This window comes from Streptomyces sp. 2A115 (genome assembly GCF_052245575.1).
Lineage (GTDB): Bacteria > Actinomycetota > Actinomycetes > Streptomycetales > Streptomycetaceae > Streptomyces.
The window spans coordinates 1-14,676 of the sequence record NZ_JBQQCG010000147.1 but is presented as its reverse complement, the minus strand read 5'-3'; the positions used below and the strand labels follow the sequence as shown (position 1 = coordinate 14,676).

10 protein-coding genes and 5 pseudogenes are annotated in these 14,676 nt (G+C 69.1%); 8 read left to right on the top strand and 7 right to left on the bottom strand.

Going from position 1 to position 14,676, the window contains the following annotated elements; all coding sequences use genetic code 11:
• Positions 1-49: 49 nt before the first annotated feature.
• The 3 genes from ACTWQR_RS53910 to ACTWQR_RS53900 form a co-directional block, all read right to left on the bottom strand.
• Complete coding sequence (locus ACTWQR_RS53910) at positions 50-1,396, bottom strand: DUF6789 family protein (protein ID WP_443234697.1); 1,347 nt, start codon at positions 1,394-1,396, stop codon at positions 50-52.
• Entirely contained in the window at positions 1,389-3,023 is a 1,635-nt protein-coding gene (locus ACTWQR_RS53905; protein WP_443234696.1) for an NAD(P)/FAD-dependent oxidoreductase, read from the bottom strand. Before ACTWQR_RS53905 ends, ACTWQR_RS53910 begins: the two co-directional genes overlap by 8 nt.
• Before the next feature lie 276 nt (positions 3,024-3,299).
• Positions 3,300-3,557 carry an anti-sigma factor family protein gene (locus tag ACTWQR_RS53900; protein ID WP_443234698.1) on the bottom strand — a complete coding sequence of 86 codons (258 nt, stop codon included), beginning with the start codon at positions 3,555-3,557 and terminating at the stop codon, positions 3,300-3,302.
• A gap of 287 nt (positions 3,558-3,844) precedes the next feature.
• Here ACTWQR_RS53900 and ACTWQR_RS53895 point away from each other — a divergent pair.
• Both ACTWQR_RS53895 and ACTWQR_RS53890 read left to right on the top strand, forming a co-directional pair.
• Positions 3,845-4,126, top strand: a pseudogene (locus ACTWQR_RS53895) (alpha/beta hydrolase family protein); the annotation flags it as partial.
• 52 nt (positions 4,127-4,178) lie between these two features.
• Positions 4,179-4,301, top strand: a pseudogene (locus tag ACTWQR_RS53890) (IS630 family transposase); the annotation flags it as partial.
• A gap of 60 nt (positions 4,302-4,361) precedes the next feature.
• Here the strand turns inward: ACTWQR_RS53890 and ACTWQR_RS53885 are convergent.
• The 4 genes and pseudogenes from ACTWQR_RS53885 to ACTWQR_RS53870 all read right to left on the bottom strand — a co-directional run.
• On the bottom strand, positions 4,362-7,367 hold the full coding sequence (locus ACTWQR_RS53885; protein ID WP_443234695.1) for an AfsR/SARP family transcriptional regulator: 3,006 nt from the start codon (positions 7,365-7,367) through the stop codon (positions 4,362-4,364).
• Entirely contained in the window at positions 7,364-8,368 is a 1,005-nt protein-coding gene (locus ACTWQR_RS53880) for a hypothetical protein (RefSeq protein ID WP_443234694.1), read from the bottom strand. The genes ACTWQR_RS53885 and ACTWQR_RS53880 overlap by 4 nt, the downstream gene beginning before the upstream one ends.
• Positions 8,369-8,593: 225 nt before the next feature.
• A pseudogene (locus ACTWQR_RS53875) lies at positions 8,594-8,943 on the bottom strand (DUF3159 domain-containing protein).
• Between the two features lie 122 nt (positions 8,944-9,065).
• Positions 9,066-9,203: pseudogene (locus ACTWQR_RS53870) on the bottom strand (DUF3159 domain-containing protein); the annotation flags it as partial.
• A gap of 1,134 nt (positions 9,204-10,337) precedes the next feature.
• Here ACTWQR_RS53870 and ACTWQR_RS53865 point away from each other — a divergent pair.
• The 6 genes and pseudogenes from ACTWQR_RS53865 to ACTWQR_RS53840 form a co-directional block, all read left to right on the top strand.
• On the top strand, positions 10,338-11,513 hold the full coding sequence (locus ACTWQR_RS53865) for a molybdopterin-dependent oxidoreductase (RefSeq protein ID WP_443234693.1): 1,176 nt from the start codon (positions 10,338-10,340) through the stop codon (positions 11,511-11,513).
• On the top strand, positions 11,510-12,040 hold the full coding sequence (locus ACTWQR_RS53860; RefSeq protein WP_443234692.1) for a hypothetical protein: 531 nt from the start codon (positions 11,510-11,512) through the stop codon (positions 12,038-12,040). Before ACTWQR_RS53865 ends, ACTWQR_RS53860 begins: the two co-directional genes overlap by 4 nt.
• 767 nt (positions 12,041-12,807) lie before the next feature.
• Entirely contained in the window at positions 12,808-13,038 is a 231-nt protein-coding gene (locus tag ACTWQR_RS53855) for an anti-sigma factor family protein (protein ID WP_443234691.1), read from the top strand.
• Positions 13,039-13,172: 134 nt separating this feature from the next.
• Complete coding sequence (locus ACTWQR_RS53850; RefSeq protein ID WP_363111355.1) at positions 13,173-13,844, top strand: RNA polymerase sigma factor; 672 nt, start codon at positions 13,173-13,175, stop codon at positions 13,842-13,844.
• Positions 13,841-14,071, top strand: a complete 231-nt coding sequence (locus ACTWQR_RS53845) for an anti-sigma factor family protein (RefSeq protein ID WP_443234690.1) — start codon at positions 13,841-13,843, stop codon at positions 14,069-14,071. Before ACTWQR_RS53850 ends, ACTWQR_RS53845 begins: the two co-directional genes overlap by 4 nt.
• A gap of 70 nt (positions 14,072-14,141) precedes the next feature.
• Positions 14,142-14,360, top strand: a pseudogene (locus ACTWQR_RS53840) (helix-turn-helix domain-containing protein); the annotation flags it as partial.
• Positions 14,361-14,676 lie beyond the last annotated feature (316 nt).

Below are 14,676 nucleotides of genomic sequence, written 5' to 3'. Positions count from 1 at the left end.
ACTGGAACAATTTCTCCACGGCCTTCCGGATCCTGTCCGCCCTGGCTGCCTAGGACACCAGGATGGGGATGAGCAGGGCCACGCAGGTGATCAGGCTCCACAGAGCGGGGGCCGCGCTCAGCGTCTGCTCGTGACGCGCGGCCGCCCGGGCCGCGGTCGCCTCGCTGCGGGTCAGGTGCCATGGGCTGACCCGCTCCTCCAGCCGCTGGTACACCAGGCCGAGCACGGCCCCGTAGGCGAGGTGGCCGACGAGGGAGGGGAAGGACACGGCCAACGCGGTGGCGCTCCACTGGGGTGCGGCACCGAGCAGCACGGGAAGCAGCGTCAGGTTGCCCAGGACCCACCAGAGGAAGCCGTAGGACACACCCCAGCCGATCCCCGAGGCCGGGTCGAAGCTGCGACGGCGGAAGAAGACCGCGTAGGTGACGCCGATGACCTGGGAAATCAGCAGGTGGATGACGAGGCCCACGACCGCGGAGTCCGAGCCGACCAGGGAGGCGACGGCCGGCAGGAATCCCACGGCGACCATGACGCCGGTGAAGATCACGCCGCCGGCCAGCCCGGCGATGACACCATGCCAGACCGAGATCACCCGCCCACCGACCACCAGGCGTCCCTCCAGGGCATGGCGTACGTCATCGGAGAACACCGCCCGCGACAGACCGCCCAGCCAGCAGATCAGCAGGGCCGCACCGGCACCGAGCAACACATAGCCGGGCAGATCCGCCACGGCGGTACGCACCGCGGCCGGCGACCACTCCAACCCGCGGCCGTCCAGCAACGGCCAGACCGTCACCGCCGCGAGCACCCACCACACGAAACCGAAGGCGGCGCCGCGGATCAGGGAGGGGCCGCTGCCCTCGCGGGCGTCGCCGAAGATCATCGCGTACGAGGCGCCGACCAGCGTACCGACGATCAGCCCGTTCCAGCCGAGGCCTAGCACCGCGGCGGCGAGCAGCCCGGCGGCCGACGCGCGCACCAGGAGACCGGGCTTGAGCTGCCGCTCCTTGCGCGACAGCAGGGCGAGGCCTGTGGCCGTGGCCGCTCCGTAGGCCAGGTGGCCGAGCAGGCTGGGGATCAGGTCCTGTGCCGTCGCCACGTCCCAGGCCACGGGCTCGCCCAGCAGGATCGGCAGCAGCGTCAATGGACCGAGGAACCACCACAGCACGCCGTACGCGAGTCCCCAGAACAGCAGCTCGCGCTGGCGCGCGACCAGCACGCCGAAGATGCTCCCGATGATCGCCGCGATCAGCAGGTGGACGGCAAAGCCCACGACGGGTGAGTCGGTTCTGACGATCGCCGCGACGGTGGGCAGGAACCCGATCTGCACCATCACTGCGCCGAAGACCAGCCCTCCTGCGAGGCCGGCGAGGGCTCCGAATCCAGCGTTACGCATGACGGTCGTCCTTGGTCGAGAGGGCGATGTCCCTGGGGAAGACCAGGTCGAGGGTCCAGTCGGCGAGCACGCGCAGCCGTTTCTCCACACTGGGCATCTTGCTCAGATAGACCGAGCGCCACAGGACCCAGGCGAGGAAACCGGAGACCCGTCGGCCGCCGATCTCGCCGGCCGCCGTGCGGTGCCCCAGCGAGACCAGCACGCCGAGCCCGCCGAAGCGGAACGGGACGGGACGGCGTCCGCCGAGGACCGCGGCGATGTTCCGCGCCGCCGCCTTGCCTTCGCGGATCGCGTGCTGCGCTGTCGGCGGGTAGACCCCGCCCGCCGGGTCGGGGATCCTCGCGCAGTCGCCCAGTGCCCACAGGCCGGGTGCGCCGGGGACCTGCATGGTGGGTTCCACGGCGAGCGGCGGCTGCCCAACCTGCTGCACCAGCGGGTTGGGCCGGTTGCCCGCCGTCCAGGCCAGGGTGCGGGTGGGGATGATCTCGCCGGAGTCGAGCGTGATGTCCTCGGCGGTGGCCTTGCTCACGCGTGCGCCGAGGCGGAACTCGATGCCGCGTCTGTCGAGCTTGCGCTGCGCGTAGAGGCCGAGCATCGGCGACAGCTCCGGCAGCAGCCGCTCACCCGCGTGCACGATCACGAACCTGGGCCGCAGCCCGTGCAGACGCGGATAGAAGTGGAGCACGTCATGCACCAGGTCGAACAGTTCGGCCACCAGTTCCGTCCCGGCGAATCCGCCGCCGGCCACCACGAACGTCAGCAGCCCGGCTTGCTCGGCCGGGTCCGGCTCGAGGTCGGCCCGCTCCAGCGCGCCCAGCACCTGGTTGCGCAGCCTGGTGGCGTCCTCGACGGACTTCATCGGGAACGCGTGCTCGCCCACTCCCGGCAGGTCGAAGAAGTGCGGCACCGCGCCAACCGCCAGGACCAGCTGGTCGTACGGCACGCGGAGCATCCCCTCCGTGCCGGCGGAGACATACGCGTTACGTGTCCGCGTGTCGATCGAGACCACCCGCCCGTGCAGGAAGGAGGCATGGTTGAGCCCGGCACGCACCGGGGCGCTCACATGCCTGGCCTCCACCGTGCTCGAGGCGACGCCGACCAACAGCGGGGTGAACAGTAGGAAGTTCGAGTCGCTGATCAGCGTCACATGAGCGTTGAGCCCGCGGCCGACCCGCCGGTCCAGTTCACGCGCGGCCCCCACCCCGCCGAAACCACCACCTACGATCACCACATGGGGTTTGGCCCGCTGGGGCGCCGGCCGAGGCGGGCGCCAGGTCGAGAGGGCGTGGAAGGTGAGCCCGGCGATCGCGCCGAACAGAGCGGCGCCGACGAGCTCGGGAAAGCGCGACACGGCCACCGCGATCGTCCATGACGGCGTCTTCCCCTCCAGCACGGGAGCGAGGGTGAGTGTCCAGGTCACCCAGTCGAGCAGGCCGATGAACAGACCGACGGAGAAGGCCGAGCCGTTGCTCTGCCGGTGCTCGCCGAAGAGGAGGCCGAGCACGGCTCCCAGCACCACCGTGTGAGCGGCCCATGGGATCCACGACGGGTTCGTCACGACCGCCACGATCGCGCCTCCGGGCAGTCCGGCGGTGATGCCGAACGAGAGTCTTCTGAGCAGAGTCATGGATGTCTCCGGTAGTCGCATGGCCTCCGCCGGGGGGGAGGGCGAAGGCCATGCGAGATCTGGGGGCTCCAGCGCCCGCTGTCAGACGTTCAGTGCGGGCGTGCCTGCCGAGCGTTACAAGTCCCTTGGAGAGAAAGGCGCCCGCGAGGGTGTGGAGCGTTCGGAGACGGTGCAGATCGGGCCGATGCCGGGCCGACTAGGGAAGGCCAGACGGTAGCCCGGCAGGAACCAGACGTGCGTGGGGAGTTGAGCCCAGGTCCTACTGAGTACAGGGAATCACTGCCGCCGCCAGTCCCTGAAAGCGGTGAGCAGATGCTGCCTGGCGTCTGGTGAGATGCTGTCCGGGGTCAGTTCGCCCGTTGTGGCGATTGTCTGACGGAATTGATCGAGGTAGCGCTCGCACCCGGAGCATTCCGCCAGGTGCTCGATGAAGCGTCGCTCGTCCTCTTCGGGCAGGGTGCCCTCGATGAAATCGGTCACCAGCTCTACGAAGTCAACGCAGTTCACGGTTGTCCCCTCTCGCCGCGACGTCATGGGCACCGGACAAGTAGTCCTCCAGCTTACGGCGTAAGAAGGCCCGGCGACCCCGTCGACTGAGAACGCCGAGTACCGGCAAGCCCACCGACCGAACTGATTCGTAAGTCGATGGCGTCCCAAGGTCAAACAGGGTCTGTCGCCTTCGACTTACAAGATCACAGAGTGTCGCCGCCAGACGGCCGGAGTACTGAGACGAACCCAGAAGGAGTGTCCGTACGTCCGCCATTGCGCACACGGTCCCGCACCTCGCCGTCGAGCAGCTGCTGGCCAACCGTGGCTACGCGGTGCTGCAGGTCAACTTCTGCGGCGTCTCAATCCTCGTCACCTTCCTGCGGACCGTACTGGAGTTCGCGCGGCCCCACCTGGTCAACCACTGGTACCTCTACGCCGGTGATCCGAGCGACCCGGAGCAGGAGGCGGACCTGCGGGCCCGCTCACCCATCAGCCGGGTGGACCAGATCCGCACACCACTGATGGTGATCCAGGGCGGCAACGACGTCCGCGTCGTCAAAGCCGAGTCCGACCAGATCGTCGACGCCCTCCGCACCCGCGGAGTCGAGGTCGAATACCTGGTCAAGGACAACGAGGGCCACGGCTTCGTGAACCCGGACAACAACCCTGCGCTGGCGCAACGCCAACGCCCGCCATCCCGACGTCCTCGCCGAACAGTGCCGCGAACGCGCCCGTATCCGCAGCGAACGACAACGGTGTTGGGGCGAACCCACCACCAAAGCAGCCTGACCCCAACGCCGTGGTCGACCCAGTCCTCCTGAGGTTTCCGTCTTTCTCGGACCCCTTCTGTTACGGACGTGGGCGGTGTTCTGGCTGTTCGGCTCTCTGGCGGTACGGCGTGGTCGGGTGCGTGGGGCTGGGAGTCAGTTCCAGGCCGGCGGTGGTGGGATGGGGTCCGGTGTCCGGCGTTCGTTCGTCGAGGCGGTGGAGTTTCCCCCGGATTTCCTCGGCGTCCGGACGGAGCGGCAGCCCCGCGAAGGGGCGTGGACCATGGTCGAATTCCTCGACGATCGCAAGAGCCTGCCGCCAGCTGGTGTGGGCCGCCTCCGGCTCGCCGGCGGCCAGGTGGACGTCGCCGAGGTGGTACAGGGTTTGGCCCTCGCCCCGGCGGTTGCCGATGTCCCGGTGCGCGTCGAGCGCCTGGTGGTAGTGGTCGATCGCGTCGTCGTGGCGGTTCAGCCGGTGCTGGAGGGTGCCGAGGATGTCGAGTGTGACGCCTTCGACCCAGCGGTTGCCGCTGGCGCGCAGGACGATCAGTGCCTGTTCCAGACAGGCGATGGCCTCGTCGAACCGGCCGAGCCGCCGGTAGGCGTCGCCCAGGTTGGCCAGGGCGATGCCCTCCCCCCAGGTGTTGGCGTTGATCCGGTGGAGGGCCAGCGCGCGGCGGATGTACTCGACGGCCTTGTCGAGCCGGCCGGCCTGGAGGTAGGCGTTGCCCAGGTTGCCCAGGGCCTGGCACCTGCCGTACATGTCCCCGAGTTCCCGGCAGTGGACGATTGCCTGCCGGAGACAGGCGATGGCCTCGTCGAAGCGGCGCATCGCCGTCAGTGCGGCGGCCACGTCGTTGAGGCTCCAGGCCTCGCCCGTGCGGTCGTGGGCGTCGCGGGCGGTGTCGAGGGCCATACGGGCGGTGTCGAGCCAGTCGTGCAGATGGCTGCGGAGGTAGAAGAACCCCCACAAGGCGGCGGTCAGTCGCCATGCGATGCCCGGTCGGCGGGATGTGGCGGCTTGGTGCACCGCGGCGACGAGGTTGGGGCGTTCGGTCTCGCACCACTTGAGGGCCTGGTCGTGCGCGGTGAACGCCAGGGGGTGGCAGCCGGGGGGCAACGGTTCGAGGGGGACCCGGCGGCGGTGCGGGGTGAGGTGGGTGTAGGCGGCGTCGGCGGTGTGCAGGTACCAGCACAGAAGCCGCTCCACGGCCCGGTCCCTCTCCTGTGGTGGCTCTTGCGTGACGACGCGTTCGGCGGCGTAGACACGCAGCAGGTCGTGCAGGGTGTAGCGGCCCGGTGCGTGCTCGGTGAGCAGGTGGGCGCGGGTGAGTTCGGTGAGCAGGCCGCGGGTCTCACGTAGGGGGAGCCCGGCGAGGGCGGCCGCGGCGGGCGCGGAGATGTCGGGGCCCCGGTGCAGGCCGAGCAGGTGGAACAGCCGGGCGGCCGGGGTGGACAGGGCCTCGTAGGACCAGGAGAAGACCGCTCGTACATCGGTGGTGAGGTCGCCCCCGGCGAAGGCGTCGAGGCTGCCCTGGGTGTCGCGCAGTTCCTTGGCGATGGCTTCGAGTGGGAAGCCGGGGTGGGTGGCGGCTCGGGCGGCGACGATGGCCAGGGCCAGCGGCAGCCGGGCGCAGCGCGCGATGATCTCGTCTGTCGCCTGGGGTTCCGCCGCCAGCCGTGCGGCGCCGATGCGGCTCAGCAGGAAGCTGTGTGCCTCGGCAGGCGTCAGTGCGCTCAGTGTCAGCGGATGCGCCCCGTCGCCTGCGATCAGGCCGATGAGCTGGCTGCGGCTGGTGACGATGACCAGGCAGCGGGGGCAGCCGGGCAGCAGGGGGCGGACCTGTTCGGTGTCGCGGGCGTTGTCGAGGAGGATCAGCATCCGCCGGCCGGCGAGCAGGCTGCGGTACAGCGCCGCCTGGGCGTCGGGGGAGGCGGGTATCCGCTGCGCGGGGACGCCGAGCGCGTCGAGGAAGATACGGATCGCCTCCGCCGGTGACACCATCGAGCCGCTCGGGTGGAAGCCGCGCAGGTTGATGTAGAGCTGTCCGTCGGGGTAGCGGTCGGCGATCCGGTGGGCCCAGTGCACGGCCAGCGTGGTCTTGCCGATGCCCGCCATGCCGCCGATCGCGCTGATCACCACCGTGGACGGCAGCTCCCCCTCGTCCGGCAACAGGGCCTGGATCCGCGCCAGTTCGCCTTGACGGCCGGTGAAGGCGGCCAGGTCGGCGGGCAGCTGTGCGGGGCGAGCCGGCTGCTCGGCGGCCAAGGACTCCTGCGGGCCGGCCTCCTGCGCAGCGGCAAGGTCCAGTGACGGGTCGGCGGTCAGTATGCGGTCGTGCAGCTCCCGCAGCGACACGCCGGGTTCGATGCCCAGTTCGGCCACCATGGTGCTGCGTATCCTGCGATACGCCGCCAGCGCCTCGGCCTGCCGTCCCGACCGGTACAGCGCCAGCATGAGAAGCTCTCGCAGCCCCTCCCGCAGCGGGTGCTCAACGGTCAGCGCGGTCAGCGCGGCGATCACCTCGCTGTGGCGCCCGAGCTGGATGTCGGTGTCCAGGCGGGTCTCCAGCGTGGTCAGCCGCACCTCGGCCAGCCGGGAACGCTCGGCCTCGGCCAGCGGCCCGGGGAGCCCGGCCAGCGCAGTCCCCTCCCACCCCTCGAGCGCGGCGTACAACAGCTCCGCCGCGGCCGCCACCTCACCCGCGGCACGCAGCCTCCTCGCCTCGGCCACCCGCTGCTCGAACACCCCCAGGTCCACAAGATGTTCCGGAACACGGGCCAGATACCCGTCCGCGGCCGAAACGACCACCCGCGGGGACTCACCGGCCGCACGCCCGGGCTCCAGCACCTTGCGCAGCCGCGACGCATAGGTACGCAGCACGGACACAGCCGAAGGCGGCGGCCTGTCGCCCCATACGGCGTCGACGAGTTCGGCGACCGTGACCGGACGCCCGCGCCGTAACAGCAACACCGCCAGCACCACCCGCTGCTGCGGCGACCCCAGGTCCAGTTCACGCTCCCCGCACCACGCCCGGACCGGCCCCAGCACCGCAAAACGCAACGATTCTTCACAGACCGTGTTCATGACTCCACCCAGGCGTTCCTCGCCGCGATCACCGTGCCACCGACCATGATCAGCTTCCCGGTCACAGACGCCGACCGGTAGGTGAACACCCAGACGGGAGGCGGCGGTTGTTTGGCCCACTGGGGCGCCGGCCGAGGCGGGCGCCAGGTCGAGAGGGCGTGGAAGGTGAGCCCGGCGATCGCGCCGAACAGAGCGGCGCCGACGAGCTCGGGAAAGCGCGACACGGCCACCGCGATCGTCCATGACGGCGTCTTCCCCTCCAGCACGGGAGCGAGGGTGAGTGTCCAGGTCACCCAGTCGAGCAGGCCGATGAACAGACCGACGGAGAAGGCCGAGCCGTTGCTCTGCCGGTGCTCGCCGAAGAGGAGGCCGAGCACGGCTCCCAGCACCACCGTGTGCGCGACCCATGGGATCCACGACGGGTTCGCCACGACCGCCACGACCGCGCCACCGGGCAGTCCAGCGGTGATGCCGAACAAGAGTCTTCTGAGCAGAGTCATGGATGTCTCCGGTAGTCGCATGGCCTCCGCCGGGGGGAGGAGGGCGAGGGCCATACGGGATTGGGGGGCTCCAGCGCCCGCTGTCAGACGTTCAGAGCGGGCGCACCGCACGAGCGTTACAAGTCCCCGGGCGGAGACGCGACGGCGAGGACGAGGTCGTCCGCGCACGGCGTGGATTCCGTCTGCCGGGCGGCCCGCTGACCGGCTGCCAGCCCGATCCCGGCCGCTTGTCGCGACCTTCTGGTGCAGGAGGGCCTTGTCGGGGCGAGAGGGAGACGTCTCGATGCCCACGGCCCTGGCGTCGGGGAAGGGGGTGAGATCGACCGCCTCGGCGTCCGGGTTGTCCAGGTCGACCCGGTAGACGTGCCGGTTCTCGTCGCCGTCGCCATCCTGCTCGTAGAGCAGCCACCGCGGGTCGTCCGTCCAGTGGTAGACCTGCACGCTGTGGTTGTCGTCGGCGGTGATGCAACGCGCCTCCTCATGCGCGTCGACGCTCTCCACCCACACATTGAGCCGTCCCCGTCACGGCGCCAGGTAGGCGATCCTGGTGCCGTCGGGCGAGATCGATGCGGCGGTGCGGAGAGGGCACGGAAGAAGTCCTCGGCGGTGAGGTGCGGGACCTTGCGCGGAGCGGCGAACATGCGATTACTTCTCCGGGTTTCGGGCTGCTCTCTGCCGGTGGGTGAGCAGTGGCCCGCGTCGTCAGGTGATGGTCCGCAGATGCGCCTACTGGGTCTGGTGTGGCTGCTGGGTGAGGTCGAGGGTCTTGAGGCGCTTGGAGGAGCGGCGGGCCGCCCACAGAACGACGAGGAAGGCGAGAGCGAAGAGGGGCGTGCCCATTGCGATCTTGGCGGTGGCGAGCCACCCCGTGGCGTACTCCGTGTACAGCCACTGCTGGACGCCGAAGCGGGCGGCGAAGACGACAGCCAGGGTCAGGGTGGCGATGCTGTAGTAGCGGCGGCTGAGCTTGTCCTGGGCCCAGCTCATTCCAGTGCCGTTGACACGATCCCGGCCAGCGGGCGACGCAGGAGTACCGACAACAGGAACACCCCGGCGAAGAAGGCATTGGTCCAGATGCCCAGGAGGAAGAATCCTTTGGCCGATCCGGTCTGATAGCCGATCCGGTCTGATAGGCGACGAATGCGGCAACCGCGACGCCGAGGACGCCTGAGAGGGCCGACTGGACAGGTTCCTTGCGGGTCAGCCTCAGCGCGGTGATCGCCAGGGTGACGCCGACGGCGGTGACGGTGCCAACCTCCAGGCCGAAGGCGGAGTTGGCGAGCACGAATGCCACCACCAGCAGCGTTGTGTACACCAGCCCCGTCGGACCGCCCATCTGCTCCAGCAGTGTCGGCCTCGGCTTCTTGAGGGCCGCACGCGCCGACCTCCCAGCGCTGGGCGCGGCGGAGGCCACAGCGGTGCCGATGGTGGAGTGACCACGGGGTTCGTCGCTGTGCCTGCCGATATCGTTCGTCATGCGCCGTACCTCTTTCTTCCGCTGGCTGCACACTTCGGGGCGTGATGAAGTGTCAGGTCAAGGCGGCAGCTGGGCGCCCAACCCTGGCTCGCGGGGAATCCGCCACCGCCGCAGGGCCTCAAGATCGCTGATGACCACCCCGCGCGTCGGTTCTTGATCACTATCGCAGCGGCGCAATGACCGGCCGTGCGCTCAGACAGGGCCACCCAGGGCTGCTCCTTCGCAGCCGGAGGGCCTCCCGCGGCCCGATCCCATCTTTCAAGTTATAGAGTCTGCAATGAATACGCGTCAATTGTCCCAGGTCAGACTATTGGTCATGCCGGCACCGACTCGGCCCTACCGTCCTGACAGCACGGGAGCAGGTGGCGGTTACGTTATGAGCCATGCCAGAGTCGACCCGGAAGTACCACTCACCGCAAGTGTTGGCAGCAAGTCCGACATCCTGCATACGTTCCTCGGCGCGGACGCAGCAGGCTCACGCACCGCCGAGACCCACCTCGAAGTGGGTTAGGCGCCGGACCTCGGGTCCGCGATCAGGCATCGGTACACAGTATCCGCATCAACACGGAGCGGTCCGAGCAGGCCCTGATGTCCGTGATCGCCACCTGCTACGTGCGCGGCGTGTCCACCCCGCCGGGTCGACGGCATCGCCCACGGCCTCGGTGTCGGCCAGTTGTCGAGGTTCCAAGTCTCCGCTCTGGTCCAGCACTTCGCCCCTGACGGTGGGCACAGCCCACCGGTCCCATGTGATGTGCACAGTCAGCCGCCCTTTCCACTTCCACGAGGTCTTGAGGTCGGACTGGTGGGCCGGCCCCGGCCGGCGGGTGACGAAGTGAGCGGGCGGTGGCGCGGTCGGCCCGGGCCACCGGTCCGCGTCATGCTGTGCTCCGCCGGATACACACGGTCCTGACTTTCGGCGGGGCCATCGGACGTCTGTGTTTCGTAAGCACGTGGCCCCTCGAATCCGTTGCCGGTGAACGGTGGGATGGGGGCATGAAACTCCTCTTATCGCCTCGGTTCCGTGGGACGCCGCCGCGATCCCGCGGGGTGCTGCCCCGGTTCCACGGGCAGCTGCACGATCCCCGTACCGCCACCGTCATCGGCCGCTGGCTGGGCGCGGCTGTGCTGGTGTGCTTCGTCACCGGTGTGGTCAGCCATGTCCTGCAGGAGCCGCCGGGGGCGGTCGCGGACCGGTTGCCGACCCGGCCGGTGTGGGGCTACCGGTTCAGTCAGGGCCTGCACGTGGCCAGCGGCATCGCGGCGGTGCCGCTGCTGCTGGCCAAACTCTGGACGGTGTACCCGCGGCTGTTCGTCACGCCGCCGGTGCGCGGCGTCCGGCACGCGCTGGAACGACTGTCGGTGGCCGTGCTCGTCGCCTCCGGGCTGCTGGAGCTGTTCCTCGGGCTGCTCAACATCGCGCAGTGGTACCCGTGGCCGTTCTCCTTCCGGCAGGTGCATTGGGCACTGGCCTGGGTGATGGTCGGCGCGCTGCTGCTGCATCTGGCCGTCAAGGCACCGCTGATCGCCGCGCACTGGCGGCACCGGTCGCCGGGCACACGGCAGTTGCCCGCGCCGGACGCGCGCGACCGTCGGTCGCTGCTCGTCGGGGTGGGCGCGGCCGTAGGCACGGTGACGGTGGTCACCGCCGGGCAGACCTTCACCCCCCTGCGCCCTCTGGACCTGCTCGCACCCCGCCACCCGGACCACGGCACACAAGGCCTGCCGATCAACCGCACCGCCGCACAGGCCCGCGTCTCCGCCACCGCCGTACGCGACTGGCGGCTCCAGGTGACCGGGCCGCGCCCCTACGCCCTCACACTCCCCGAACTGGCCCTGCTGCCACAGCACACGGAGGAGCTGCCGATCGCCTGCGTAGAGGGCTGGAGCGCATCAGCGCGCTGGGAGGGGGTCCGCATACGGGACCTCCTCGACCGCGCGGACGCGCCGCACGACGCGCGGCTGCGCATCGTCTCGCTACAGCGGGCGGGCGCCTACGGCGTGACGGAGATGGGCGCCTCGTACGCCCGTGACCCGCTGACGCTGCTGGCGCTGCGGGTGAACGGTCGCGTGCTGAGCGCCGATCACGGCTATCCGGCGCGGATCATCGCGCCGAACCGGCCGGGTGTGCTGCAGACGAAGTGGGTTTCACGGATAGAGGTGCTGACGTGACCGCGCTGCGCTGGACGCTGGGTACGGCGGGGGCATGGCTGCTGGGGATCGGCGGCTGGCTGCTCGTCACCGAGACCCGCGAGGACACGGTGCCGCAGGTGCTGCTGTGGCTCGCGGGCGCGGTGGCGGTGCACGACGGGCTGCTGGTGCCGCTGGTGCTGCTGGTAGGGGCCGCGCTGCGACGGCCGTTCGGCAGCGCGTACGGGAAGGAGGACGGCGACGGTTCCGGAGTCGGCAACGGGCACGGGTACGGCGTACTGCGCGGCGGCCTGGTCGTGGGCGGCTGCCTGACGCTGGTGGCACTGCCGCTGCTCCTGCGCCAGGGCCAGGGCCGCAACCCGTCCGCACTGCCCCTCGACTACGCCGCCAACTGGGAGCTCCTGCTGGCCGTGACGCTCGCAGTCACACTCGTGCTACTGCCCATCAGAGCGCCCTCATACCGGGCACGCCTCGCCCGCCCGTACCGCAGCATCCTCCGCCGCCTACGGGGCTCAGCACGCCACCCCCACCGCACCCCCCGCAAATAACCCCGGGCGCCCCCACCGTCAGCTCCGCACCGGCACCGTCGTACTGCAGGCTCTGGCCCCGAAGGTCAACTCGGAATTCGCCGAGTGATCACTTGAAGAGAACGGCGGGCTGTGGTCGTTCCCGTCCTCCTCCCTCCTTCTTACGCCGTCGGTGGGGGTGTGGTGGGCCAGGATCAAGTCGCGGAAGCCGGGGGCGAAGCGTTCGATCTGTGCGATGACGGTGGGGGTGACGTCCACCCGGGGAGCCGTGCGGCACGTAGGCGTAGATGGACAGCGCGTGGGCTCCGGCCGGTGCGCGGGTGGGGTCGACCACGCTCGGTTGGGAGGCGAGGACGTAGGGCTGGCCGGGGTAGCGGCCGGCCAGGATGGCGCGTTCTGCGACGAGGGCCTCCTGGCGAGTGCCGATCAGATGCAGGGTTCCGGCCAGGTCGCAGCCCGGCGCGGTCCAGGGCCCCGGGGCGGACAGGGCGAAGTCGACCTTGGTGACGCCGACGTCAGCGGAAGGTGGGTCGGGACGCCATGGACTTGTTCCAATGTGTTGTCCGACGTGTCTTGCTGAAGGGGCGGACTCTGGCATCGCGACACGGATCGCAGCAACAGCCTCGACACGATTTCGGCGGGCTGCTCGGTCCGGTCGCCGTCCGACGCGGTATCGTTTTCTGAACCCCTGACCGTACACGACCAGCTGCGCCCCTACAGGGCCGCTCGGTGGCATGCCCGGCTGAGGAGTCGACCGTCCGTCCACTGTGTGGGAACAGGAAGGTTTCATGAACTGCGCTGAGTTCGTTGAGCTGGTGACCACCTTTCTCGACGGCTCCGTAGATGAGCCGACCGAGCTGCGTTGCCTCGTGCACTTGGTGGAGTGCGACGGCTGCGAGACCTATCTCGACCAGTTCAGGCAAACCATTGCGGTCCTGGGTGCGCTGCCCGGCCAGAATTTGCCCACCGAAGCGCGCGACCAACTGCTCGGCGCGTTCCGCGGCTTGCGGCGAGACTGACAGCCCGCCGGCGCCCAGTCTCCATGGCCGTGAAAATCCTGACCGGGACATGAACGAACGTACCGTTACACGATCGCACTCGCTGAGCTGGCCTAGGCTGACACTCCCAGTTGACAGTCAGCAAGGAGAGATGAATGGCGGGCGCACGCGAACTGCCCCCGGACGAGGTCCTGGTCCAGCGGCTGCGTGACGGTGACGAGGAGACGTTCGCCCTGGTGCTGGACAACTGGTCGAGCAGCATGCTCAGGCTGGCCATGTCGTTCGTGTCGACCAAGGACTCCGCGGAGGAGGCCGTCCAGGACACATGGCTGGCGGTCATCAGGGGGATCAGCGGCTTCGAAGGCCGTTCATCCCTGAAGACTTGGGTGTACCGGATCCTGGTCAACACGGCCAAGACGCGCGGCACAAAGGAGAGCAGGACCGTTCCTTTCGCCAGTCTGCTGCCGGAGGAGGAAGGGCCGACGGTGGACGCCTCACGGTTCCGTGTCCCCGGCGAGCAATACGCCGGACACTGGGCCGTCGGGCAGGAACCGCGTCCCTGGCACATGCCCGAGGACCATGTGTTACGCGGCGAAGTTCGCAAGGTGATCGCGGATGCGATCGACGAGCTTCCACCCCGCCTCCGTACCGTGATCACCCTTCGCGATGTCGCGGGGTACGGCTCGGAGGAAGTGTGTTCCCTGCTGGAGATCTCGCCGGGAAACCAACGCGTCCTCCTCCATCGGGCCAGGGCCATGTTGCGCCGTAGGCTGGAGGAGTACTTGCCCGGTGCCCATGACGTGGCGGGCGGGAGGGGGCGCGCGTGAACTGCAATGACTTCGTGGAGTTGGTGACCGATTTCATCGAGCGTGCCTTGTCCGAAGAGGACGAGCGACGCTTCATCGAGCACCTGGCGGAATGCTCCGGGTGCGAGCGCTACCTCGATCAATTCCGTCAGACGATCGCCACAACGGGCGAACTGACGCCGGACCTCATCTCACCGGACGCCAGGCAGCAGCTGCTCACCGCTTTCCGGGACTGGCGACGGCAGTGAGCCTCTAAAGTCCTTGCTGGCGTGATGTCGCGGGGCTGACAAGCTGTGGTTGTGACAGTAGGCCGGTCACATGAGGTGTCCGCAAGGGGGCGGGCTGACCGCGGAGCGGCGGGTGTTTCGCGAGCACATTCGGATGCAGGCGGCCGAGTTGTTCGCCCTGGGACACGACAATGCCGCGTTCGCCAAACAGTTACGCGTCAGCGTGCGGTCGGTACAACGGTGGCACCAGGCATGGGAGCACGGCAGAACATCAGCCCACCGAGCACGCCCTCCAGCGCGGCGACCACGTCACGGCCACCGTCCGCCGCCCCGCAGCTCTGGAAGACCTGTGCGATACGTACGACGACCGGCTGACCGTCGAGGTCCTCGACGTCACCCGGCCGACGCCATAACCGACCTCATGGCCCGCCGCCTCACCGGCAAAGCCACCATCTCCTGGCGCGCCCCGACAACACGGGATCAACCGCGGATTCCAGGAGGGTCTATCAGGAATTAGGTGTTTTTAGTCTGTTTGGTCTAGTCGTTTCTGGTGTCTGCCGTTCGGCCTATACCCGGTTGGCGGAGAGGCGGCCGTCGAAGAGCTGGTCGAACTGGTTCATGGCGCC

What these genes read in the sequence shown, in the direction of transcription:
- ACTWQR_RS53865 (WP_443234693.1), top strand. Translation starts at nt 10,338, where the DNA reads ATGAAACTCCTCTTATCGCCTCGGTTCCGTGGGACGCCGCCGCGATCC.
- ACTWQR_RS53910 (WP_443234697.1), bottom strand. Translation starts at nt 1,396, where the DNA reads ATGCGTAACGCTGGATTCGGAGCCCTCGCCGGCCTCGCAGGAGGGCTG.
- ACTWQR_RS53885 (WP_443234695.1), bottom strand. Translation starts at nt 7,367, where the DNA reads ATGAACACGGTCTGTGAAGAATCGTTGCGTTTTGCGGTGCTGGGGCCG.
- ACTWQR_RS53905 (WP_443234696.1), bottom strand. Translation starts at nt 3,023, where the DNA reads ATGACTCTGCTCAGAAGACTCTCGTTCGGCATCACCGCCGGACTGCCC.
- ACTWQR_RS53900 (WP_443234698.1), bottom strand. Translation starts at nt 3,557, where the DNA reads ATGACGTCGCGGCGAGAGGGGACAACCGTGAACTGCGTTGACTTCGTA.
- ACTWQR_RS53850 (WP_363111355.1), top strand. Translation starts at nt 13,173, where the DNA reads ATGGCGGGCGCACGCGAACTGCCCCCGGACGAGGTCCTGGTCCAGCGG.
- ACTWQR_RS53855 (WP_443234691.1), top strand. Translation starts at nt 12,808, where the DNA reads ATGAACTGCGCTGAGTTCGTTGAGCTGGTGACCACCTTTCTCGACGGC.